Source organism: Amycolatopsis albidoflavus (assembly GCF_039525725.1).
In the GTDB taxonomy this organism is placed as follows: domain Bacteria; phylum Actinomycetota; class Actinomycetes; order Mycobacteriales; family Pseudonocardiaceae; genus Amycolatopsis; species Amycolatopsis albidoflava.
The window spans coordinates 224560-245476 of the sequence record NZ_BAAAHV010000009.1; the positions used below are offsets into that span (position 1 = coordinate 224560).

A 20917-nucleotide genomic window follows, 5' to 3' on the forward strand; every position below is an offset into this window, starting at 1 on the left:
AGGGTTCATGCGGACATTGCTGCGGAACGGCACAGTGGTCAGTCTCGATCCGGAGGTCGGGGATCTCCCGCGTGGCGACGTGCTGATCGAGAACGGGCGGATCGCGGCGGTCGGCACCGCGCTCGAAGCCGACGCTGAGGTCGTGGACGCGGCGGGCAAGATCGTCCTGCCTGGGTTCGTGGATACTCATCGGCACACCTGGCAGACGGCGTTTCGGGGGATCGGCGCGGACTGGACGTTCGCTGAATACCGCGAGACGATGCACGAGAAGCTGAGGCCGCACTACCGGCCGGAGGATGTGTATCTCGGCAATCTGCTGGGGCGGCTCGAAGCGCTCAATTCGGGTGTGACGACGATGCTCGACTGGTTCCACTGCTCTGACCGGCCGGAGAACGCCGACGCGGCGATCGACGCGCTTCAGGAGGCTCCCGGAAGGTCGATCTTCTGCTACAGCGCGCTGGACCCCGCCGACACCGCGCGAGTGCGGAACCGGCTGACCGGCGACGAAATGGCGTTCGGGCTGCGGGGGCCGATGTTGACCACAATGGACACTACGGCCGCCGACGTCGCGTTGGCGCGGGAGCTCGGGCTCAGGGTGAGCGTGCACATCCACCGCGCGATTCGCGACTCGATTCCCGAGATGCGCGAACGAAAACTGCTTGACGACCGGACAACAATCGTTCATGGCAACGGCCTCGCCGACGAGCAGCTGGCGATCCTCGCGGACGCGGGCTGTTCGGTGACGGTCAGCCCGGACGTCGAGCTCAAGATGGGGTTCGGGTGGCCGGAAACCGGACGTCTGCTGGCCGCCGGGATCCGGCCGTCGTTGTCCATTGACGACTGTCCGTCAGTTGGGGGTGACATGTTTTCGGCTATGCGCACGGCGTTCGCGACGCAGCGCGGCCTGGACGGCGGTCTCTTCGCGCGCGATGTGCTGGAGTTCGCCACTGTGGACGGTGCTCGGACCTGTGGGCGCGAGAACCGGGCGGGGAGTATCAGCGTCGGGAAGGACGCGGATTTAGTACTCATCGACGCGGAGGATCTGTCGGTGTTTCCGGTCAACGATCCGGTGTCCACAGTGGTCACCGCTGCTCATCCGGGGTTGGTGGACAGCGTCTTCGTCGGCGGAAAGGCGGTCAAACGGGACGGTCGGCTGCTGGGAGTGGATTTGCCGAAGCTCAGGACCAGGCTGCTGGAATCTCGCGACCGGATCGCGGCGGCGGCCGGATTCGTGATCGCGTGAAAGTTCTGGAGACGGACCGGTTGCTGTTGCGGCGGTTTACCGAAGCTGACGTAGAGAATCTGGTGCGGCTCGACAGCGATCCGCGGGTGATGCGGTATCTCACCGGTGAGCCGACACCTCGCGCTGAGGTTGAGCACAAAACCCTTCCCGACATCCTCCGGACCTACGAAAACGGACCGGCCGGGCGGTGGGCGGCGATCGAGCGGGAAACCGGCGAGTTCCTCGGCTGGATTTCCCTGGATCCACCGGAAGACGGCAGCACCGCGGAGCTGGAGCTGGGTTATCGGCTGCTGGCGAAATCCTGGGGCCGCGGCTACGCGACGGAAGGCGCGCGGGCGGTGATCCACAAAGGATTCACCGAACTCGGCATGCGGCGGGTGTGGGCACAGACTATGGCGGTCAACACCCCGTCGCGCCGGGTGATGGAACGCGCGGGCCTGACTTACGTGCGCACGTTCCACGTCCACTTCGACGATCCGTTGCCGGGTACGGAACACGGCGAGGTCGAGTACGCGTTGACCCGGGAAGAATGGGCGGCCAAGGGGTAGCCACACCACTGCTCGGCACTGCGGCTCACAGGCGGGGCAATGAGGCGAGGAACACGGATCCGCCCGTCCCCGGAAAGAGCTGCCTTAAACTCCCGGTATGTCATCGGGTGCCGCGCGAACCGGCCGGGCAGGGGCGGAGCGCGAGCCCGGGTCCCGGCTGGAGTTCGCCGTGCTCGGGCCGGTCCGCGGCTGGTACGGCGGGCAGCCGCTGGAACTCGGGCCGGTGCTGCGGACGACGATGCTGGTCGCGCTGCTCCTGCGGCCGGACGTGACGGTCAGCCGGGCCGAGCTGGTCGACCGGGTGTGGGGCGAGCATCCGCCGGAGAGCGACGGCGTGCCCGGTTACATCTACCAGCTGCGGAAATCTCTGGCCGCGGCCGGCGCGGACGCGAAATCGGTGCTGCGGACCGACCCCGGCGGATACCGGTTCGCCGGGGCGGGCGTCGGGGTGGATGCCGTGCGGGTCGAGGAGATCGCCGCCCGCGCCAAGAAAGCGGCGGCCGCCGGTGCGCTCGCCGCGGCGGCGGACGGATACGGCCAGGCGCTGGCCTTCTACGACGGCGTTCCGCTGGCCGGACTGCCCGGCCCGTTCGCCGAACGGGAGCGGCGGCGGTTCGGCGAACGCCGCGTCGGGCTGGTCGAAGGCCGGACGGACGCGCTGATCCGGCTGGGGGACTACGAATCGGCGATCAGCGAGGTGTCGGCGCTGCTCGCCGAGCATCCGGATCGCGAACCGCTGACCGGATTGCTCATGCGCGCCTTCTACGGTGCCGGGCGGCAGACCGACGCGCTCGACACCTGGCGCGAGTTCCGCGTCCGGATGCTCGATGAGCTGGGGCTCGAACCCAGCGAAGACCTGCGGCGCGTGCACGAAGCGGTGCTGCGCGGTGACGACGTCGCGCTCGGTGTCGCGACGCGGCAGGCCACCTTGCCCAGGATCCGGGACGAGCTGCCGCACGACGTCGGCGAGCTGTCCGGCCGCGACGACGAACTGGCCCGCCTCGCCTCGCCGGGCAGTGCAGTGTCCGCAGTGGACGGTGTACCCGGGGCCGGAAAGACGGCGCTGGCGGTGCGCGCGGCCCAGCTGCTGCGCGAGGAACATCCCGACGGCTGCCTGTTCGTCGGACTGCACGGCCACAGCACCAGCCGGGCTCCGCTCGCGCCGGTGCGGGTGGTGCGGCGGTTGCTGCGGTCGGCGGGCGTCAACGATCAGAACATTCCGGACGACCTGGACGAACTGTCCGCGAACTGGCGTGCCGCCACTGCTCCGCTGCGCTTGGTGCTGGTGCTGGACGACGCCGTCAGCGCCGAACAGGTCCGCCCGCTGCTGCCCGGCGGAACCGGGAACCGGGTGTTGATCACCAGTCGCCGCCGACTGCCCGGTTTGGACGTTGAACGCCGGATTTCCTTGGGTCCGTTGAGCTCTGACGCTGCGGCCGGCCTGCTGAGCCGGATCGTCGGCCCGGCCCGCGCGGGCCAGGAACGCGAGGCTGTGCACGAACTCGCCAGCCTGTGCGGACGGCTTCCGCTCGCCCTGCGCATCGCGGGGGCAAGGCTGCAAAACCGTCCGATGTGGACGTTCCGCGACCTGGCGGACCGGCTCGCCGACGACACCGGACGGCTCGGCGAACTGACCGCCGAGGAACGCAGTGTCGAGGCCGCGTTCCGGCTGTCCTACGACCAGCTTCCGGCTGACGCGCAACGCGCCTTCCGCACACTGGGCCGTGCACCCGCGCCCGAGTTCGACGAGCTGGTCCTGGCCGCGATGCTCGGCTGTTCCCGCCGTGCCGCGGAAAACGTGCTGGAAGACCTGGTCGACGCGAACCTGGTGCAGGCGCCCGCCGCGGGCCGGTACCGGATGCACGACCTGGTCGCGGTTTATGCCCGCCGCCTCGCCGCGGACGAACCCGACGTCGCCAGCGGGCTCGGGGTGTATCTGCACGCCTGCCGCGCCGCGAGCGAATGGGACGAACCCGGTTTCCCCAGCGGCCCGGAAATCGCTGATTCGCCGTTCGCCGGGCTGGTGGACGCTTCGGCCTGGCTGGACCGCGCGGGCGACCTGGTGGAAGTGGTCTCGTCCGCGGTCGCGGCGGGGCATCCGGATTACGCGTGCTGGATCGCCGAGGGTGCCGTCGACTATCTCGTGCGGCGCATCCGGTATCGGGAATGCCTTGCGCTGCTGGAAGTCGCGCTATCCGAAGTGGACAACGTGGCAGACCGGCGGATGGCGACGGCGCTGCGTTTCGGACTCGGCTGGGCGCATCTCGCGCTCGGGGATTCCGTGCAGGCCCGGAAATGGTGCGAAGAAGGACTGCGGATCAGCCGCGAAACCGGCGACCGGCGGGAAACGGCGCGGGGGTTGTGCGGGCTGGGAATGGTCACGATGCTCGCCGGACCGCTCGATGAAGCGGAACAGGTGCTGAGCGAGGCTCGAACGCTGGCCGCTGAGGTCGCGGACAGCTGGCTGGTCGAGCGGGCGGTATCCGGGTTGGGTTACGTGCATTTTAAGCAGGGCGAGCACGAACTCTCGCTCGCCTGTTTCGCCGAATCGCGGGAAGTGGCGGTCCAGACCGGAAATCCGGCGATGCTGGGCCGGGTTTCCAGCCATATCGGCAGTGTCCGGCTGCATCTCGGTCGATCGGAGGAAGCGGCGGAATCCTTGCGGGAGGCGGTCGAATTGGCTGAGAGGGTGGAGGATCGGCTGTTGCTGGTGAGTTCGCTGTCTCGCCTTGGCTCCGCGGAACAGGATTTGGGGAGTTTGGATCTCGCGCACTCGTATCACGTGCGGGCGCTGGGGGCGTTGACGGATCAAATGTCGCCGTGGGCGGAGATCGAGGTTCGGAATCGGCTGGGAGCTTGCCTGCACGCCCGGGGCGAGGATGAGGCGGCGCGGGAACAGTTCGAGTTGGCCGCTGCGGTGATGGCTTAGGTCCGCTGACCGATCCGCCCGGCCGGGTTGGCAACGGCGGCCCACCCGGCCGGTTCGCGGTTCAGCGAGCGGGATCTGTCCGATCAGGAGAAGCGGATCGCCTCGATCTCCAGGACGAGTTCGATCTCCTTCGACACGAGAAGTCCGCCCGATTCCAGCACCATGTTCCAGACCAGTCCCCAATCCTCGCGATTGATCTTGCCCCGAGCGGAGAACACCGCTCGATCGTTTCCCCACGGGTCGCGCGCGTGCCCGAGATACTCCACGGCGAGCGTGACCGGATGCGAAACTTCTTTGATGGTCAGGTTTCCGGCCATGGTCGCGTGGCTGCCGGTCGCAGTGACCGAGACTGATTCGAACGTGGCTCGCGGATGATGGTCCACGTCGAAGAAATCGCCGGAACGGAGATGATCGTCCCGGGTCTGGTCTCCACTGTCCACTGTGGCCATGTCGATGACCGCGCGCACCGTGGTGTCTTCGATCCGCTCGCCGATTTCCAGTGTCGCGTCCACGCCGGTGAACCGGCCGCGGACCTTGGTGAGCATGAAGTGTCTTCCGACGAAGCCGACCTCGGCGTGCCCGGGGTCGACCTTCCATGTCCCCGCGGCGGGAAGTTCCGTTCCGGCGACCACGCGAGTTGCGTCTGTCATGTTCCTGTCCCTTCTGTCCCGGGCGTTCAATTGCCGGATTCGGTCGGCATTCCGGCCGCGATCCAGTCGGCTTTGCCCTCGTCGTAGTCGAAAACCTGGGTGTATCCGAGTTCCGACAGGTGCTTCGCGACTGTGCCCGAGTTCTGGCAGGGCGAGTCGGCGCAGTAGACGATCACCGCGGAATCCTTGTGCGGCACCAGAGTGGGGGCGAGCTTCTCGACTTCGTCCACTGGCAGGTTGAGGGTGCCGGGCAGGTGCGCCTCCGCGTAGTAGCTGGCGGGCAGCGCCTCGACGACGATCGCCGACCCGGCGTCGATCCGCCGCTTGACCTCGTCCCGCGTAATGGGCTTGACCATGCAGTCCTCCTCGAAGAATTTATGTGCGTACGCACGCACTCAACTCATTAGGTGCGCCCGCACGCAATGACCTACACTGGGCGGGTGAGCGACCCGAAGATCGGACTGGAGGCCTGGCGGGCGATGCTGCTCGCGCACAGCGCCGCGGTGCGAGCCATCGAAACCGACGTGCAGCGGGGCGGAACCGTGCCCCTGGCCTGGTACGACGTCCTGCTGGAACTGAACGCGGCGGGGAAGAACGGGCTGCGGATGGCGGAGGTCGCCGACCGGGTGGTGCTGAGCCGGACGCGGGTGAGCCGGCTGATCGACGAGATGGTGCGGGCCGAGCTGGTGACGAAGCGCCCGGAACCGGATGACCGCCGGGTCAGCTGGGCGGTGATCACCGACGAGGGGGTCCGCGCGCTGCGCAAGACCGCGCCGGTCTACCTGCGGAGCATCGAACGGCATTTCTCGGCGCACGTCAGCGACGAGGAGGCGGCGGTGATCGGGAAAGCGCTGCTGCGAGTCGCGGAAAGCGGGAAGGCCTCGCGGCCGGCCTAACGCAACCGCCACCGATGGTCAGCGGTGCCGTTGTCGCTGAACTGGACCACCTGCGCACTGTCCGCAGTGGACATCCGGTCTACTCCGAGCACCTTGCCGGAGTTGCGGTTCACGATCCGGAACCAGCCGCTTCCGTCGTCGAGCAGCCGCCAGTCGTGGTCTGGGGTGCCGTTGTCGGCGTACTGCACCACGATCGCGCTGTCCGCTGTGGACATCTGATCGACGCCGAGCACTTTGCCCGAGTTGACATTGCGAATCCGCAGCCACCCTCCGGCCGCCTCGAAGGTCCACAGATGATCGGCGGTGCCGGTGTCGCCGAACTGGACGACCCGGGCGCTGTCCGCAGTGGACATCCGGTCGACGCCCAGTATCTTCGCCGAATTTCGGTTCTCAATCCGCACCTGGCCGTCCGGCACCAGCTGCCACAGATGGTCGGCGGTCCCGTTGTCGGTGTACTGGACCACCTGTGCACTGTCCGCTGTGGACATCCGGTCCACGCCGAGGACCTTGCCGGAGTTGCGATTGACGACCCGGAACCAGCCGTCGCCGTTGTCGATGAGCCGCCAGAGATGGTCCGCGGTTCCGTTGTCCGTGTACTGCACGACCTGGGCGCTGTCCGCAGTGGACATGCGATCGACGCCGAGGACTTTGCCGGAGTTGTGGTTGCGGATCCGATACCAGCCGTCGCCGTTCGGGACGAGGTGCCAGAGGTGGTCGGCGGTGCCGTTGTCGGTGTACTGGACCACCTGTGCACTGTCCGTTGTGGACATGCGATCGACACCGAGAACCTTGCCGGATTTCAGGTTCATGATCCGGAATCCGGCACCGCCTCCGCCGGGAAGCCAAGGAGTGCCGTCGGGAGCGGCTGTCGGGAAAGACGTGATCCGCAGCCGCGCCGTGCCCATCGGGATCAGCGTGACTGGCTCGACCTCCGCTGTACTGCGTGCCGGCGACGGCTGCAGCGGCGTCACGACATTCTGGTCGTCTGCGGTCCATTCGGCGATTTTCCTTGCAGGCGCGGTGATCCGGACCGGTGTGGTGTCCGGGGTGAAGGGATTGTCCGGCAATGATCCGCCGGTGGCGGCGAACGTCATCGCCGAAACGTCGCCGACCAGTCCGTAATTCCACGGCGACGTCGCGTGCACGGCGTATTCCGGGAACTGCGCGGAACCGCCGAGTTGCTCGTACTGTTCGCCGATCTGCAGCGAGTACGTCAGCGGGCCGTGGTCGACTGACACGGAGTCGTGGTTCGCGGGCCAGGTTCGTACGGTGGTTCGTTGCGGCAGAGTCAAGGTGACGATGTCGCCGTTTCGCCATACTCGCTGGACTTTCGCATACGTAGGCCCGGCCGGAACCGTGACCGGCGTGCTTGCGACGGTGAATTTCGGGGCGGCGCACCACGAAGGGATCCGGAAGTACAAAGGGAAATTCAGCGGGTGCGGGGTCCGGATGGTGAAAGTGATCGTCTCCGAGAACGGGTAGGCGGTGTCCTCGTCGATGGTCACCGAACTGCCGTCGCCGACTTTCGCGGTGACGGTGCTCGCCGAGTACATCGACGCGGCGAGGCCGTTGTCCGGGGTGGCCAGCCATAATTCCTCGGTGAAATACGGCCAGCCCATGCCGTAGTTGTGCGGGCAGCAACGGTATTGGTCGACGGCGGGCAGATACGCCTGCATCGCGAAGCCGTTCTGGAACTGGCCTTCGGTCTTGGGCACATTGTCGAGATCGACGCTGTTCGCGCTGGTGATGTAGTGCACCGCCCGCCCGGTCGGGTCGAGAGCGGCGGGGAGGGAATTGAAGGCGAGGTCTTCGCAGCGGTCGGCCCAGACCGGGTCGCCGGTCAGCCGGGCGAGGAGTTGGTGGCTTGCCATGAACTCGACGATTCCGCAGGTTTCGAAGCCCTGCCTCGGATCTCCGTAACCTGGGCGTGCGTTCTCGTCCCCGGCGAAGCCGCCGCCGGCGAATTGGCCGTACGCCGCCATGATCTGGTTATAGTCCTGATAGGACGCTTGGACCAGCTTCGCGTCGCCGGAACGCAGCGAGTACTGAGCGGGTTCGCGGAATCCCTGTGCCACATTGACGTTGTGCAGGCTCGGCAGATTGCCGACCCAGTTGGCCCCGTAGCGGTGGATTTTGTCGGAGAGGTCGAGGAGGAACGGGTCGCCGGTGCGGTTGAACAGCCAGAAAACGCTGTCGAGGCCGTCGCCCCAGCGCATGTTCAGCCAGTCCGCGTCGAACACGTCGGTGCTTTGCGCGTTCATGTACCGGAAGAATCGGGTCAGCAGCGGAATGATGCGCCCGTCGCCGGAGTACTCCTGCCAGGACCGCAGCGCCTGGATCATCGGCAGGTACGGCCAGAAGTGCGGCCCGCCGCGGAATCTGGTGCGCAGTTCGCTCGGACCGAAAAACCCGTCGGCCTGCTGGGTGGCGATGACCGCGTCGATCCAGCGGCGCGCGGAGGCCAGCGCGGTGCTGTCTCCGGTGACGATGGCGAGGTCGACGTACCCGCGCAGCCAGTACGGCAGTTCTTCCCAGCCGCCGCGTTCGGGATGGACCCAGCCGGTGGTGTCGAAGTCGAGGAAGTGCGACGTCTCGGGATAGTGGCCGCAGAGGCCGTCGAGTTGAAGTCGCAGTTGGCCGGCGAGCCAGCCCCTCGGCTTGACCGCGCCCGGCGGGAGCTTGAGGAACGCGGTGGGGGAGAGCGGGGCGGCGTTGGGCGAGTAGAAGCCGCCGCGCCTGCGCCCGGCCTCAGCGGTCCCGGCGGAGGCGGTGGCGAGCAGAGCGGCGACGGTCCCGGCGACGAAGTGTCTGCGGTTCAGCGGCACGGAGACCAGCCTCCACTCGTTACAACGTTGTAAAAATAGAAATACCTGGTGGTGGGGCGAGGGACAACCGCCGTTCGTCGTAGCTGGCGGACCAGGGGGTCTGCCATGCTCGGCTTCGTGACCGCCCAGATCGCGCTTCGCGAGGCCCTGCGTGATGTTGTCGGCCCGGCCGCGCGCGTGCACGGGTTCAGCGGCTCGGGCGGGAACTGGCGTCGGTCGAATGCGTTGGGAGACTGGGCCATCGTCAATGTTCAGTCGTCGTCGTTCAGCAATCGTGAGCGACTGAGGTGCGTGATCAACTTGTCGCTGGCACCTCGGCCGTGGCTCGACTGGCAAGAGCGCACTCTCGGACGTCTGCCGAAGCCGATCCCCGAGAGCCTGGGCCTCTACCGCGGGCGATTGCACCCCGCCGGCGCGCCGCCCGGCAGCGACGGGTGGTGGGAGATCACCGGACGGCGGGACAGCGCGGTCGCCGTGCGGGACATGGCTGCCCGCCTGGCCGACGACGGCTGGCCGTTCTTGACCGCGCTCCTTGATCGCGAGCGGATGACCGAGCAGATCCGGTCGCGCGACCTCGGCTTCATCCGCGGCGACGAGAATGCCGGCTATCTCGCGCGGGCTGAGGCCGCGATGCTGTCCGAGCATGGCCGCAGCGACGAGCTTGACCGGTTGCTCGAGACGGTGGCCACCGAACCGCAGCGGGAGAACGCGATGGAATTCGTGCGCTGGGCGCGCGAACGCACCGGAACGCGCCGCTGATCACGAGCGATCAGCGGCCGTTGCCAGGATGAAACACCTTGAGCTCGCCGTAGGCCGACAATGCGCCTGCCAGGTCACTGGATCCCTTGCGCAGCAAGGAATCCAGAAACGCCAGACTCGCAGCGGCCACCACCCGCGGACTCTCAGCGCGGCCCAGCGAACCGACGATCGAAGGCACCGGCGGCAGATACAGCGGACCGTCGGTGAAGGTGAGGTGCGCCGCGCCGGGGATGGTGAGTCGGTAGTTCGTCGCCGTGCCGCGCGTGAGCACCTCGGTGAGCTGAGGCAGGTATCGCGGATCGGTAGCCGGGGTGACGGCCTGGGTGAGCGCGAGCGTCGGCTGATCAAGCATGGGAGACAAGGGCCCGCGAGGGTAGCCGTCCAGATTGATGACGGCGGTGAACCGGTGGTCCCGCCTAGCCGCCTGCAGCGCGGCGGCGCCACCCATCGAGTGCCCGGTTACGGCGACCCGGCCGGGGTCCAGGCGTCCGGTCAGTGGGTCGGCGCGGAGGCTCTCCAGCCGGGTCAGTGCGAAGCTGAGGTCGGCGGCTCGGATCGCGGTCCAGTCGTCGGCCAGCCGGTCGTCTGCCTCCCGGTCGCTGGTGGAGACGGTCGCGCTGGTGATCGTCCGGCCGTCGGCGAGCACGACGGCGGCGGAGTCGTACGGGTGGTCGAGCGCGACGACCACGTAACCATGGCTGGCGATTTCCTCTGCCCACGCGGTGTTCTGCGTGCGCACTCCGCTGGATCCCGGCGAGAACAGCACCACCGGGAACCGTCCGCCCTCAACGGCCACCGGTGCGTCGGGAATCGCGTGCGTACGGGCGCGCGGAACACCGTCGAACAGGAAGCCCGGCAGGCCGACTCCGCTGGCGAGTGCTTCGGAGACGGTGCGCGCTTCGTCCTCAGTGCGTCCGAGGTACTGGGCACGCGGCGCGTCAGCTGGGCCGTTAGCGGGGTACCAGAGCTGGGCCACGATCGTGCGCCGGTCGCGCGGATCGGCGGTGAAGGTCTCGGGGCGGTCCGGGTCGGTCCACTGCAGCACCCGGGTGCCGATGGCGAAGCCGCCGGAGGGCGTCGGGAAGACGGGGACGGGAAAGGCCCACGCCGTCACGGGACCGGTGGCGATCAGGCAGACGCAGAACAACGATCCCGGCAACGCCAACCACCAGCGGGACCGGCGTCGTACCAGCGGCAAGAAGGCGAGCGGAGCCGCGACGACACCGCCCGCCACCACCGGCAGCAGCTGCCAGCGGATCCCAGTCACGCAGAGCGCTAGCGCGGACAGCAGGAACACCGCTCCCGCCGCGATAGTGACGCGCGGGCGGGCAGCGGCGGGCAGCCAGCGTGCTGCCACCAGCGCGACGGCACCGAGCAACGCCAGAATTTCCAGCAGGGACAGGTTCATGCCGCCATATTCGGTGCCGGACCAGTCCGGCCACATCGCTCTCCGGACCCGATCTCCAACCCGTCTCCAGTGGCAATCGAGCACCCGAACCGGCGGCCGCACTACGACCACAGGAGGTATCGGGACTCCTTCCGCAGTCGCAATCCGGCGCGCCACGGTCAGCCGGCAGGCTCATGTGCGCGGCGGGACGTCGGCCTACCCTCGCGTTGTGAAGATCGAGCGACGCTGGGCGTCAGTGCAGGATTCCCTGCTGCCCGCGCTTCTCCTGCTTCACGTCTTGACCATGTGGGCGCCCGCAGAGCTGCCGATGGCCGCCACACTCACCGTCGCGCTCGCGCTGCCCTTGGTGTGGCGGCGCCGGGCCCCGCTCATCGTGTTCGGTGTGGTGGCGACCGCGGCTGCCGTCCAGTGGCTGGCAGGCATCCAACTGCCCGCCGACATCGCGCTGCTGGTGGCGCTCTGCACAGTGGCCGCGAACTCGGGCAAGCGCGTCACGCTCGCCGCTGCCGTCGTGGTGGAGATCGGGGCTGTCCTCGCCTGCCTCCGCTGGGCGAGCGACGGTGCGTTCCTGACCCCGTTCGCCGCGCTTACCGCGATGGTCGTCGCCGCGGCCGTCCTCGGGGTGAACAAGCGGACCGCGCGCGCCTACCTGGAAGCCGTGCGGGAGCGGGCCGTCGCCGAGGAACGGGCCCGGATCACCAGGGAGATGCACGACATCGTCACGCACAACCTGTCCGTCATGGTCGCGCTCACCGATGCCGCCGTCTTCGCGCAGCATTCGTCGCCAGCCAAAGCCACCACCGCGATGCGCCAGGTGTCCGAAACCGGCAGGCAGGCACTGACTGACATGCGGCGTTCGCTCGGCGTCCTGCGCTCCGACGAACCGGACGCGGCGCGCCATCCGCTGCCCGGCATCGCGCAACTGGAGACCCTCGCGGGCCAGACGCGCGCCGCCGGGCTTCCGACCGCCCTCGACATCGACGGCGGCCACGCGCACATCCCCGCCACCGCGCAACTGACCGTCTACCGCCTGGTGCAGGAAGCCTTGACCAACGTCCTCAAGCACACCCCCACGGGCACCCAGGCGACGGTCCGGATCGAATGCGCCGCCGAGACCGTCACCGACACCGGCCCGCCAGCTTCCCCCGCCACCCGCTCCGGCAACGGCATCACCGGCATGCGCGAACGTTCGGCCGGCTACGGCGGGACGGTGCTGGCCGGACCGCTTCCCGGCGGCGGCTGGGGAGTGCACACCCGCCTCGTCTTCGGCAGCACAGCGGAGTCCGCATGACGATCCGCGTCCTGATCGCCGACGACGAAGCGTTGCTGCGCATGGCATTCAGCATGATTCTGGACGCCCAACCGGACCTGGAACCAGTCGGCGAAGCCGCGAACGGCACCGACGCCATCCGCCTGGCCGCCGACCTCCGCCCGGATGTCGTTTTGATGGATGTCCGCATGCCCGTGACCGACGGAATCGAAGCCACCCGGCAGATCCTCCGAGGCCGTCCGCAGACCAGAGTCCTGATCCTCACCACCTTCGACCTGGACGAATACGCCTTCGCCGGGCTCAAAGCCGGAGCCTCGGGCTTCCTGCTCAAGAACGCCAGGCCGGAGGAACTGCTCTCCGCGATCCGCACCGTGGCCGCGGGCAACGCGGTGGTCTCCCCGCGCATCACCCGCCGCCTGCTGGAGAAGTTCCGCCCGCACCTGCCCGACACGGACGCCGCCGGCGACGAGCGCTTGAACAAACTCAGCGCCCGCGAGCGCGAGGTGCTCGTCCAGGTGGGTTCCGGTCTTTCGAACGCCGAGATCGCCGCCGCCCTGCACCTCGCGGAGGCAACCGTGAAATCCCACCTGGGGCGAATCCTGCACAAACTCGAACTCCGCGACCGGATCCAGGCGGTGATCTTCGCTTACGAAAGCCGCCTCATCCACCCGGCGTGACGTCGATCGGCGGAAACAAAATTGGCCGATACCCGCACCGTGAAGGTGATTTCGAGTATCGGCCGATAATGTGCCCTCGGCAGGGCTGCTAAAGGATGGGAACGGGTCTGGCCAGGGAATCTTCACCGGGACGTTGGTAGTTGAGGCGAGCTTTGTCCCGTCCGCTCGAACTCTTCGTGCCGGTGCCCGGCCGAGGTGGGGTCCAAAGGCAGGTCCAGATGGCGAGAACGGGACTGTTTGGGCCTGGTCTTCGGGTTCGGTGCCGTGAACCGTTCTATTTTAGTGCTCGGCAGATGCGAGATGAGCTGGCGGGTCACGGGCGAGAGATTCGCTGGTGCTCTTGTCGACGGTTCGCGTAGTGCCCTTGACGTTGTCGGCGATCTTGCGAATCGACAGGGGCCGTCTTCTGGGTATCCCGGTCTGGGGCCTGGCTATCGGCTGGCCGTGTTGCCAGTGGCGGGTTACGGGTGGCGCGTGGTGTCCAGCGCGCGCAGGCTTGTGCGGAGGTCGTCAGCGCGGGGATGGCCGTATTGGTCGTAGAGGGCCAGCGCGTCGCGCCAGCAGGACTTGGCCCGGTCGATGTGGCCGGTGTCGCGCAGGCAGGCACCGAGGGTGTCCAGGATCCCGGCAGTGTCTTGGGGAATGCGGTGGTGGGGTTCGATGGCGAGAGCGTTCTCGCACTGCGCGATTGCCTCCCGGAGATCTCCTAGGCCCTGTCGGGTCCGCGCGATCTGGTGCAACGCGAAGGGTTCTCCTTGGTCGTCGTGGGCGGTCCGACGGAGGGAAAGACTGCGTTCAGCGTGCCGCAGGCCCTGCTGGTAGTCCCCCAGCCCGGTGCAAAGGTCGCTGAGATTGCCCTCGACCACCCCTTCCAGCCGCCCCTTCTGAGAACCCGATGCCAGTGAGAGCGCTGCCAGGAAGCGGTCCCGCGCCTGCGCGTGCTGCCCCTGTTCCAGCAGCACCAAGCCGAGGTCGTTGAGCGCCCATGCCTGCAATTCCCGATTGCCGAGGTCACGGGCCAAACCAAGTCCTTCCAGTGAGGCGCTGCGGGCCTCTCGCAACTGCCTCACCGTCCAATGCGTGGTGCCCAGGTCCAGGAGAGCGTGGGCTTCGACGGTGCGATCTCCGCCGCGGCGGGCAGCGGCCAGCGCAATGCGCGAAAGGTCGAGCTGTCTCTTCTTCCGCCCCAGCCGATACAGGAACCCCGCCGCGGCGGTGGCGAGCAGGATGGTGAGCGGGATGCGGCCGTGCCGGTCGGTGTCGCGGGCCACAGCCACCAGGTTGTCCTGTTCGCTCTCAATCCACGCCCAGGCCCGCGCGGCGTCGGGAAACTCGATCCGCGGATCGGCACGGACTTCCAGGTTCAGCGCTGGACGCCAGCCGCAGTGTGCGGGAAACAGGACCTGGTGGGCGGTTTTGGCGTGGTGGGCGTACCACTGCCACATCCGCTCGCGTGCCTGCTCGCGGTGCTCGGGCGGGTCGTCGGTTTCGGCGCGGTGGGATGCGTAGGCGCGCAGCAGGTCGTGCAACCGGTACCGGCCCCGCCGCACGGGTTCGATCAGATGCGCGGCGGCGAGCGCGCCCAGCACCCGGCGAGCCCCGGGCAAATCCAGGCCGGTGACAGCGGCGGCCGCTTCGGCGCAGAACTCCGGCCCGGGGTGCAGCCCCAGCCGCCGGAACACCCGCGCTCGTTCGTCGTCCAGCTGCTGGTACGACCAGTCGAACACCGCGCGCACCGCCGCCCGTTCGTCCCCCTCCCGCGACAGGACGTCCAGTCGGTAGCGCTCGTCCGCCATCTCCGCGATCACCTCGGCCACCGTGGTGTCCGGCCCGGACGCGTAGCCGGCGGCGATCCGCACCGCCAGCGGCAGCCGCCCGCAGCACCGGACCAGCTCCCGGACCGCGTCCGGCTCGGCGGTCGCGCGGTCCTGACCCACGATCCCGCTCGCCAGCGTGATCGCCTCCGGCTCGCTGAGCAGATCCAGGGTGAGCCGGGCCGCGCCCTCGGTCACCACCAGCCCGGTCAGCCGGTCCCGGCTGGTCACCACCACCACGCATCCGGCCGTCCCCGGCAGCAGAGGCCGCACCTGCTCCGCGGCATTGGCGTTGTCCAGCACCATCAGTACCCGCCGCCCCGCCAGCAACGACCGGAACGTCGCGGCCTTCTCCGCCGTGCCCGTCGGGATCCGCTCGCCCGGCAGCCCCAGCGCTCGCAGGAACCCTACCAGCACCTCGCCCGGGCTGGCGGGATCACCCGGACCGTAGCCACGCAGGTTCGTGTGCAGGGTGCCGTCGGGAAAGAGGTGCTGCACGCGATGCGCCCACCAGACCGCCAGCGTCGTCTTCCCGATCCCCGCCGCGCCGTCCACGGCCGAGATCACCACCGACCCGCCGGTACCCGCATCGTCGACGGCACCGTCACTGCTGGGCTCGGCTTCCGCGGGCAGGAGTGCGTCCAGCGCCGCTACCTGCTCCGTGCGGCCGGTGAAATCCCGGACCACCGACGGCAGCTGCCGAGCCACCGAACCTCCGGTGCCCGTCGCGGTGCCGGCCAGTGACAACTGACCGATCGACCCGGCCTGCACCACTGTGCCGCGAACCTCGCCACTCGCCTCGTTGCGGAAACCCGCCCCGTCCGACACGAAACCAGTGTCGCGCCAGCTGCCCCGGCTGCGGTGCGGGAACAACCAGCTCCACCCGCACGGACCACGAGTGTCCCCGACCCGGCAACTGGTCTCGGCCCCCTCAAGATCGTCTGCGGTGTCAGGTGCGCCACTCACCCAGCGTCGTTTCAGGCTTCTCGCTGGTCGAGCTTGTGAGCACGCAGGCGGCAGCTGTCCGGATCGGTGGTCGTCTCGGTCAGCCTCGCAGGGTCAGCAGGCGACGGGGCGTGTGGTAGTCGTACTGGTAGCCAGGGTCGCGAAAACCCAGACACAGAGCGAACGGTTTGTCGCCGAATTCCCGTTGAAGGGATCGCCAGTTTCGGGCCAGGTATTCAGTCGCCGCCCACGTCGTATCTCCTCGACGCCCTAGGCAAAATATCACCGTCGTGCCACGTGCGGTGTCGTGTATTTTTTCGACTACGGCGAGGTCCAGGGATTCTGACGTGACCAGCTGACCGAGATCTGCTCCGTTGAGCACCTCGACGTATTTCATTTCGGGCGGCGGCCGCTGATCGTCTGTGTCCGAGTATTCGTTGGAGATTCGGAGACTGATCAGATTCTCCCGCAGATACAGTCTGCGGATGCTGTTGCGGGTGGCGGCGCCAACCACGATGAGGTTGCCGCTCAGGTCGGAGAAATGCTTGGGGTCATCGCTTGACGCGGGGCTCACGTTGTTGCGGAAGTCGTAGCGGTGACGCCCCAGGTAGATCGCGTCGACCAAACCGCGGACCAGATCCGGAAGGCGGAAGGACGCCGAGCCGAACAAACGGGTGATCGCCTCGGATGCGCGCAGTTCATGCAAGGAAATAGAGTAGCCTCGCGGGCGGGAACTTGTCGCGGTGGTCCACAGGTTAGACAGGCAGACGATCAATTGCTGATTCGTGTGCAAGCCGAAGAAGCTGCGGAAGCGCCGTTGCGCGATCCTTGCCATCATTGCGACTGCGAGGCCTAATCCGAGCCAGAACATGATGTTTGCGATGACGTTGGTAGCGATGTCCAACAACATTCGATCAGCATCGTCGCTGTACTGGTCTCACCTCCGGGCAGTGACCCAATCGTTATGCGGAGCACCACGGCAGGAGCTGTCCGCGCTCGTCGGAAGACATCAGCGGCGCTTGATCAGCGGCATAGCGAATGCTCGCTGGAGTCGGCAGCCGCTCCTGGCCCGGGTCGGACGTCGGGTGCCGCGGTGGCCGGAACTGGTGCAGGCCGAGGATCTGCCCGAAGACGCCGCTCGGTGACAGGACAAACAAAATCGGGAGAGATGTCAGACATCTCTCCCGTTCCCATCCTTGTGGTGCCCTCGGCAGGATTCGAACCTGCGACACCTGCCTCCGGAGGGCAGTGCTCTATCCCCTGAGCTACGAGGGCTCGCTCGCGCGAACTGAACAAAGCCTAGCGCATGCCCCCTCACGGCCGCGCACAGAGGGTGCTTAGCGCGGTAGCGTCGAACTGTCGACGCGGAGGGAGCACCGGTGAGCGCCGAGCCGTTCCAGGTCAGGGTGGCGGACGAGGACATCGACGACGTGCGGGCGCGGTTGCGGCGCACCCGGTGGCCAGAGGCGGAGACTGTCGGCGACTGGTCGCAAGGGCTGCCGCTCGCCTACGCCCAGGAGCTCTGCCGCAGCTGGGCCGAGGACTACGACTTCGGGTTCGCCGAGCGGCTCAACGTTTTCCCGCAGTTCCGCCAGAAGGTCGACGGCCTCGGGATTCACTTCGTCCACCTCCGCTCGCCGGAGCCGGACGCGTTTCCGCTGGTGATCACGCACGGCTGGCCTGGCTCGGTGCTCGAATTCCTCGACATCCTCGGTCCGCTGACCGATCCGCGGGCGCACGGCGGCGATCCGGCGGACGCGTTCCACGTCGTCGCGCCTTCGCTGCCGGGGTACGGCTGGAGCGACAAACCGAGCGAGGCCGGTTGGGGCGTCCCGAAAATCGCGGCCGCCTGGGATCAGTTGATGGTTTCCCTCGGCTACGAGAGGTACGGCGCGCAGGGCGGCGACTGGGGTTCGGCGGTTTCGGGCGCGCTCGGCGAAGTCGCGCGGGAGCGGGTCGCGGGGGTGCACGTCAACATGGCGGCCGCGCCACCGGGCCAGTTCGAGGACCGGACTGACGAGGAGCGCGAAGGGGCACGAGCGGCCGCGGAGTTCCGGAGCACTGGCCAGGGGTATTCGGGCCAGCAGGGCACGCGTCCGCAAACGCTGGGCTACGGCCTGACCGACTCGCCGGCGGGACAAGCGGCCTGGATCGCCGAGAAGTTCTGGGCCTGGACCGACAACAACGGGCACCCGGAGGACGCGGTCACCCGGCAGCAGCTCCTCGACGCGATCTCGGCGTACTGGTTCACCGCGTCGGCGACGTCGTCCGCGAGGCTGTACTGGGAGAGCTTCCGCAGCTTCGGCGATCTCGTCACGGCACCGTCCGGCATCTCCGTCTACCCGCGCGACATCATCCGGCCGTCGCGGCGGCAGGCAGAGCTGAAGTACACCGATCTGCGCTGGTTCGAGCGATTGCCGCGCGGCGGGCACTTCGCGGCGATGGAACAACCGGCGTCGCTCGTCGAGCAGATTCGCGGGTTCTTCCGGCTCGTGCGCTGATCTTCCCATCTCGCGGAACAGGGCTGGGAGAAACACGCCACCAGGCATTAGAGTGAAGTTAGGCTACCCTGTATTGCACATATGCGCATGTCACTATATATTCCTCTCGACACCGAAACTTGGGAGGCGAGCGATGGGACACGGGCACGGCCACGGGCACACCGCCGCTCCGGCGAGCGCGTCCGGCCGCTACGTCCGCGCGCTGCTGATCGCTCTCGCGGTCGGCGCCGGGTTCATGGTGCTGGAGTTCGTCGTCGGCTTCGCCACCGGCTCGCTCGCGCTGATCTCCGACGCCGCGCACATGTTCACCGACGTCCTCGGCGTCGGCATGGCGCTCGCCGCGATCGTGCTCGCGCGCCGCAGCGGGCCGACGCCCAGCCGCACGTTCGGCATGTACCGGGCGGAAGTCCTTGCCGCGCTTGCCAATGCGGTGCTGCTGTTCGGGGTCGCCGGGTATGTGGCGGTCGAAGCGATCGGGCGGATTACCGATCCGCCGGAGGTGCCCGGCCTGCCGGTGCTGCTCGCCGCCGCGGCTGGCCTCGGCGCGAACATCGTGTCCTTCCTGGTGCTGCGCTCGGGCGCGAAGGAAAGCCTGAACGTCCGCGGTGCGTACCTCGAGGTGCTGGCTGACCTCGTCGGCTCGGTCGGCGTGCTGCTCAGCGGCGCGATCACGCTCACCACCGGCTGGCGCTACGCCGACCCGATCATCGGTGTCGCCATCGGACTGTTCGTCCTGCCGCGCACCTGGACGCTCGCCCGCCGCGCGCTGCGGATCCTCTTCCAGCACGCGCCCGCCGGCGTCGACGTCGGCGCGATCAGCACCGAACTCGCCGCGCTGCCGGGCGTCGCGGATGTGCACGACCTGCACGTCTGGACGCTGACCTCGGGCATGGAAGTCGCCTCGGCCCACCTGACGGTGAACGCGGAAGCCGAACAGTCCACTGTGCTCACCAAGGCGCAAGACCTGCTGTCGGTCCGCTACGAGATCAAACACGCGACGCTTCAAGTCGAAGGACCGCAATGCGCCCGCAGATGCGCGGAGCTGTCCTGGTAGACCGGGAACCATGCGCAAGGACTTCGACCCCGCACAGTTGGCCCCGAACGCGTTTTACCACCTGATGACCGCGACCGTCGTGCCGCGGCCGATCGCCTGGGTGTCGAGCACCTCGCGAGCCGGGGTCGACAACCTCGCGCCGCATTCGTTCTTCACCGTCGCCTCGGCCGCGCCCGCGGTCCTGCAGTTCACCTCGGTCGGGCGGAAGGACACCCTGCGCAACGTCGAGGCGACCCGGCAGTTCGTGGTCAACCTCGCGCCCGAGCCGCTGTTCGAGCAGATCAACGCCACCGGCGCGGATTTCCCGCCGGAACTGAGCGAATTCGACGAGGCCGGGCTCACCCGCGAACCGAGCCTGAAGGTCCGTCCGCCGCGCGTGGCGGAATCGCCGGTGGCGTTCGAATGCGAACTGCACAGCACGGTCGGTTTCGGCCGCTCGACAGTGGTGTTCGGCCGGGTCGTGCACCTCGCGGTCAATGAGGACGTCCTCGACGGCGATCACCCGATGATCGACCGGCTGCGCCCGTTGTCCCGGCTCGGGCGCGACGAATGGGGAACGCTGGGCGACATCAAGGAATTGGCGCGGCCCACATACAAAAGCTCGTGAGCGGCTAAGCGCTCACGAGCTTTTGAACGGGTTCACGGAGAACGTCAGGGGGCGGGCAGCGGCTGCGCGTCCCGCCCCTTCAGCATGAGCTTCATCTGGTCCATTTCCGCGCCCTGCGACACCAACATGCTGCGGCACAACGCTTTCACCGCGTCGTTGGACGTGTGGTCCTGCGCGTACTCGGCCATCGCCACGCCGCCCTGGTGGTGGCGCAGCATCAGCTGAAGGAACTCGACGTCCAGCGCACGCCCGGACAGCGAGCGCAGCTTCGCGAGGTCCGCGTCGGTGGCCATGCCGGGCATCGGCGCGCCGCCCGCCGGGCTGCTGGTCGGCATCTGCATGCCCGCGTGGCCCATCGGCTCGGTCATCCACGTCATGTACGCGCCGGTCGCCTGCTCCGGCTGGTCCCACAGCATGAGCCAGCCCTTCATCCGCCCGACCTGCTCGGTCTGCGTGCGCTCGATGTCGAACGCGAGCTGGCGGATCTCCGGGTCGGTGGAGTGGTCGCGCGCCCAGCCGGCCATGGTGACCGCCTGCAGGTGGTGCACCGACATGTCCTGGGCGAAGCCGACCTCGACCGAACCCGCGCCCGGCGTCGCGGGCACCGCGTCGCTGCCGTCGGTGAGCCGCGTCGCGAAGACGCCGATCGCGGCACCGACCAGCAGCACGGCGATCAGGGTTCCGCCGATGACCACCCACCGGGACCAGCCGGTCCGCTCCGCCGGAGCGGGCTCCTCGGGTTCGACAGCGCTCGCCTCCGCCTGGTCAGCGTCGTTTTCGGAGCTGCCCAC

General features: G+C 68.1%; 17 protein-coding genes and 1 tRNA gene. 10 read left to right on the plus strand and 8 right to left on the minus strand.

Annotated features, from left to right (window positions below; translation table 11 throughout):
* Positions 1-7: 7 nt before the first annotated feature.
* The 3 genes from ABD156_RS12980 (at position 8) to ABD156_RS12990 (ending at position 4720) form a co-directional block, all read left to right on the plus strand.
* Complete coding sequence (locus ABD156_RS12980) at positions 8-1243, plus strand: amidohydrolase family protein (RefSeq protein WP_344271335.1); 1236 nt, start codon at positions 8-10, stop codon at positions 1241-1243.
* Positions 1240-1791, plus strand: a complete 552-nt coding sequence (locus ABD156_RS12985) for a GNAT family N-acetyltransferase (protein WP_344271337.1) — start codon at positions 1240-1242, stop codon at positions 1789-1791. Before ABD156_RS12980 ends, ABD156_RS12985 begins: the two co-directional genes overlap by 4 nt.
* A 97-nt stretch (positions 1792-1888) precedes the next feature.
* Complete coding sequence (locus tag ABD156_RS12990) at positions 1889-4720, plus strand: AfsR/SARP family transcriptional regulator (RefSeq protein WP_344271339.1); 2832 nt, start codon at positions 1889-1891, stop codon at positions 4718-4720.
* Between the two features lie 83 nt (positions 4721-4803).
* Here ABD156_RS12990 and ABD156_RS12995 read toward each other — a convergent pair whose 3' ends face one another.
* Positions 4804-5370 (minus strand): YceI family protein, encoded by a 567-nt coding sequence (locus ABD156_RS12995; protein ID WP_344271341.1) that lies wholly within the window; start codon positions 5368-5370, stop codon positions 4804-4806.
* 26 nt (positions 5371-5396) lie between these two features.
* Complete coding sequence (locus tag ABD156_RS13000) at positions 5397-5726, minus strand: rhodanese-like domain-containing protein (protein ID WP_344271343.1); 330 nt, start codon at positions 5724-5726, stop codon at positions 5397-5399.
* A gap of 84 nt (positions 5727-5810) precedes the next feature.
* Between ABD156_RS13000 and ABD156_RS13005 the strand changes: the two genes are divergently transcribed.
* Positions 5811-6266: a MarR family winged helix-turn-helix transcriptional regulator gene (locus tag ABD156_RS13005; RefSeq protein ID WP_344271345.1), complete on the plus strand. Its 456-nt coding sequence runs from the start codon at positions 5811-5813 to the stop codon at positions 6264-6266.
* Here ABD156_RS13005 and ABD156_RS13010 read toward each other — a convergent pair.
* Positions 6263-9091, minus strand: a complete 2829-nt coding sequence (locus ABD156_RS13010; RefSeq protein ID WP_344271348.1) for an RICIN domain-containing protein — start codon at positions 9089-9091, stop codon at positions 6263-6265. The two genes, ABD156_RS13005 and ABD156_RS13010, sit on opposite strands and share 4 nt — an antisense overlap.
* A 117-nt stretch (positions 9092-9208) precedes the next feature.
* On the opposite strand from ABD156_RS13010, the gene ABD156_RS13015 reads away from it, so the two are divergent.
* Positions 9209-9850: a DUF4304 domain-containing protein gene (locus ABD156_RS13015; protein ID WP_344271351.1), complete on the plus strand. Its 642-nt coding sequence runs from the start codon at positions 9209-9211 to the stop codon at positions 9848-9850.
* A 10-nt stretch (positions 9851-9860) separates the two neighbouring features.
* Here ABD156_RS13015 and ABD156_RS13020 read toward each other — a convergent pair whose 3' ends face one another.
* The gene (locus tag ABD156_RS13020; RefSeq protein ID WP_344271354.1) at positions 9861-11258 is read right to left on the minus strand and encodes an alpha/beta hydrolase family protein; all 1398 of its coding nucleotides are present in this window, start codon (positions 11256-11258) and stop codon (positions 9861-9863) included.
* A gap of 208 nt (positions 11259-11466) precedes the next feature.
* On the opposite strand from ABD156_RS13020, the gene ABD156_RS13025 reads away from it, so the two are divergent.
* Together ABD156_RS13025 and ABD156_RS13030 are read left to right on the plus strand one after the other, a co-directional pair.
* On the plus strand, positions 11467-12549 hold the full coding sequence (locus ABD156_RS13025; protein ID WP_344271356.1) for a sensor histidine kinase: 1083 nt from the start codon (positions 11467-11469) through the stop codon (positions 12547-12549).
* A complete protein-coding gene (locus ABD156_RS13030; RefSeq protein WP_344271359.1) occupies positions 12546-13205 on the plus strand; it encodes a response regulator transcription factor in 660 nt (219 codons plus the stop codon). The genes ABD156_RS13025 and ABD156_RS13030 overlap by 4 nt, the downstream gene beginning before the upstream one ends.
* A gap of 461 nt (positions 13206-13666) precedes the next feature.
* Here the strand turns inward: ABD156_RS13030 and ABD156_RS13035 are convergent, their stop codons facing one another.
* From ABD156_RS13035 to ABD156_RS13045, 3 genes are all read right to left on the minus strand, one after another.
* Entirely contained in the window at positions 13667-15847 is a 2181-nt protein-coding gene (locus ABD156_RS13035; protein ID WP_344271362.1) for an ATP-binding protein, read from the minus strand.
* A gap of 217 nt (positions 15848-16064) precedes the next feature.
* Positions 16065-16874, minus strand: a complete 810-nt coding sequence (locus ABD156_RS13040) for a hypothetical protein (RefSeq protein WP_344271365.1) — start codon at positions 16872-16874, stop codon at positions 16065-16067.
* Between the two features lie 289 nt (positions 16875-17163).
* Positions 17164-17239 (minus strand) — tRNA-Arg (locus tag ABD156_RS13045).
* Positions 17240-17343: 104 nt separating this feature from the next.
* Here ABD156_RS13045 and ABD156_RS13050 point away from each other — a divergent pair.
* The 3 genes from ABD156_RS13050 to ABD156_RS13060 all read left to right on the plus strand — a co-directional run bounded on the left by ABD156_RS13050 (position 17344) and on the right by ABD156_RS13060 (position 20126).
* Positions 17344-18465, plus strand: a complete 1122-nt coding sequence (locus ABD156_RS13050; protein WP_344271368.1) for an alpha/beta fold hydrolase — start codon at positions 17344-17346, stop codon at positions 18463-18465.
* Between the two features lie 133 nt (positions 18466-18598).
* Positions 18599-19519, plus strand: a complete 921-nt coding sequence (locus tag ABD156_RS13055) for a cation diffusion facilitator family transporter (protein WP_344271371.1) — start codon at positions 18599-18601, stop codon at positions 19517-19519.
* A 10-nt stretch (positions 19520-19529) separates the two neighbouring features.
* A complete protein-coding gene (locus ABD156_RS13060; RefSeq protein WP_344271374.1) occupies positions 19530-20126 on the plus strand; it encodes a flavin reductase family protein in 597 nt (198 codons plus the stop codon).
* Between the two features lie 44 nt (positions 20127-20170).
* Here the strand turns inward: ABD156_RS13060 and ABD156_RS13065 are convergent, their stop codons facing one another.
* Entirely contained in the window at positions 20171-20917 is a 747-nt protein-coding gene (locus tag ABD156_RS13065) for a DUF305 domain-containing protein (protein ID WP_377926978.1), read from the minus strand.

Bases quoted from the DNA above. Each gene is read 5' to 3' on its own strand.
- ABD156_RS13055 (WP_344271371.1), top strand. From the start codon at position 18,599: ATGGGACACGGGCACGGCCACGGGCACACCGCCGCTCCGGCGAGCGCG.
- ABD156_RS12980 (WP_344271335.1), top strand. From the start codon at position 8: ATGCGGACATTGCTGCGGAACGGCACAGTGGTCAGTCTCGATCCGGAG.
- ABD156_RS13040 (WP_344271365.1), bottom strand. From the start codon at position 16,874: ATGTTGTTGGACATCGCTACCAACGTCATCGCAAACATCATGTTCTGG.
- ABD156_RS13030 (WP_344271359.1), top strand. From the start codon at position 12,546: ATGACGATCCGCGTCCTGATCGCCGACGACGAAGCGTTGCTGCGCATG.
- ABD156_RS12995 (WP_344271341.1), bottom strand. From the start codon at position 5,370: ATGACAGACGCAACTCGCGTGGTCGCCGGAACGGAACTTCCCGCCGCG.
- ABD156_RS13020 (WP_344271354.1), bottom strand. From the start codon at position 11,258: ATGAACCTGTCCCTGCTGGAAATTCTGGCGTTGCTCGGTGCCGTCGCG.
- ABD156_RS13060 (WP_344271374.1), top strand. From the start codon at position 19,530: ATGCGCAAGGACTTCGACCCCGCACAGTTGGCCCCGAACGCGTTTTAC.
- ABD156_RS12990 (WP_344271339.1), top strand. From the start codon at position 1,889: ATGTCATCGGGTGCCGCGCGAACCGGCCGGGCAGGGGCGGAGCGCGAG.
- ABD156_RS13000 (WP_344271343.1), bottom strand. From the start codon at position 5,726: ATGGTCAAGCCCATTACGCGGGACGAGGTCAAGCGGCGGATCGACGCC.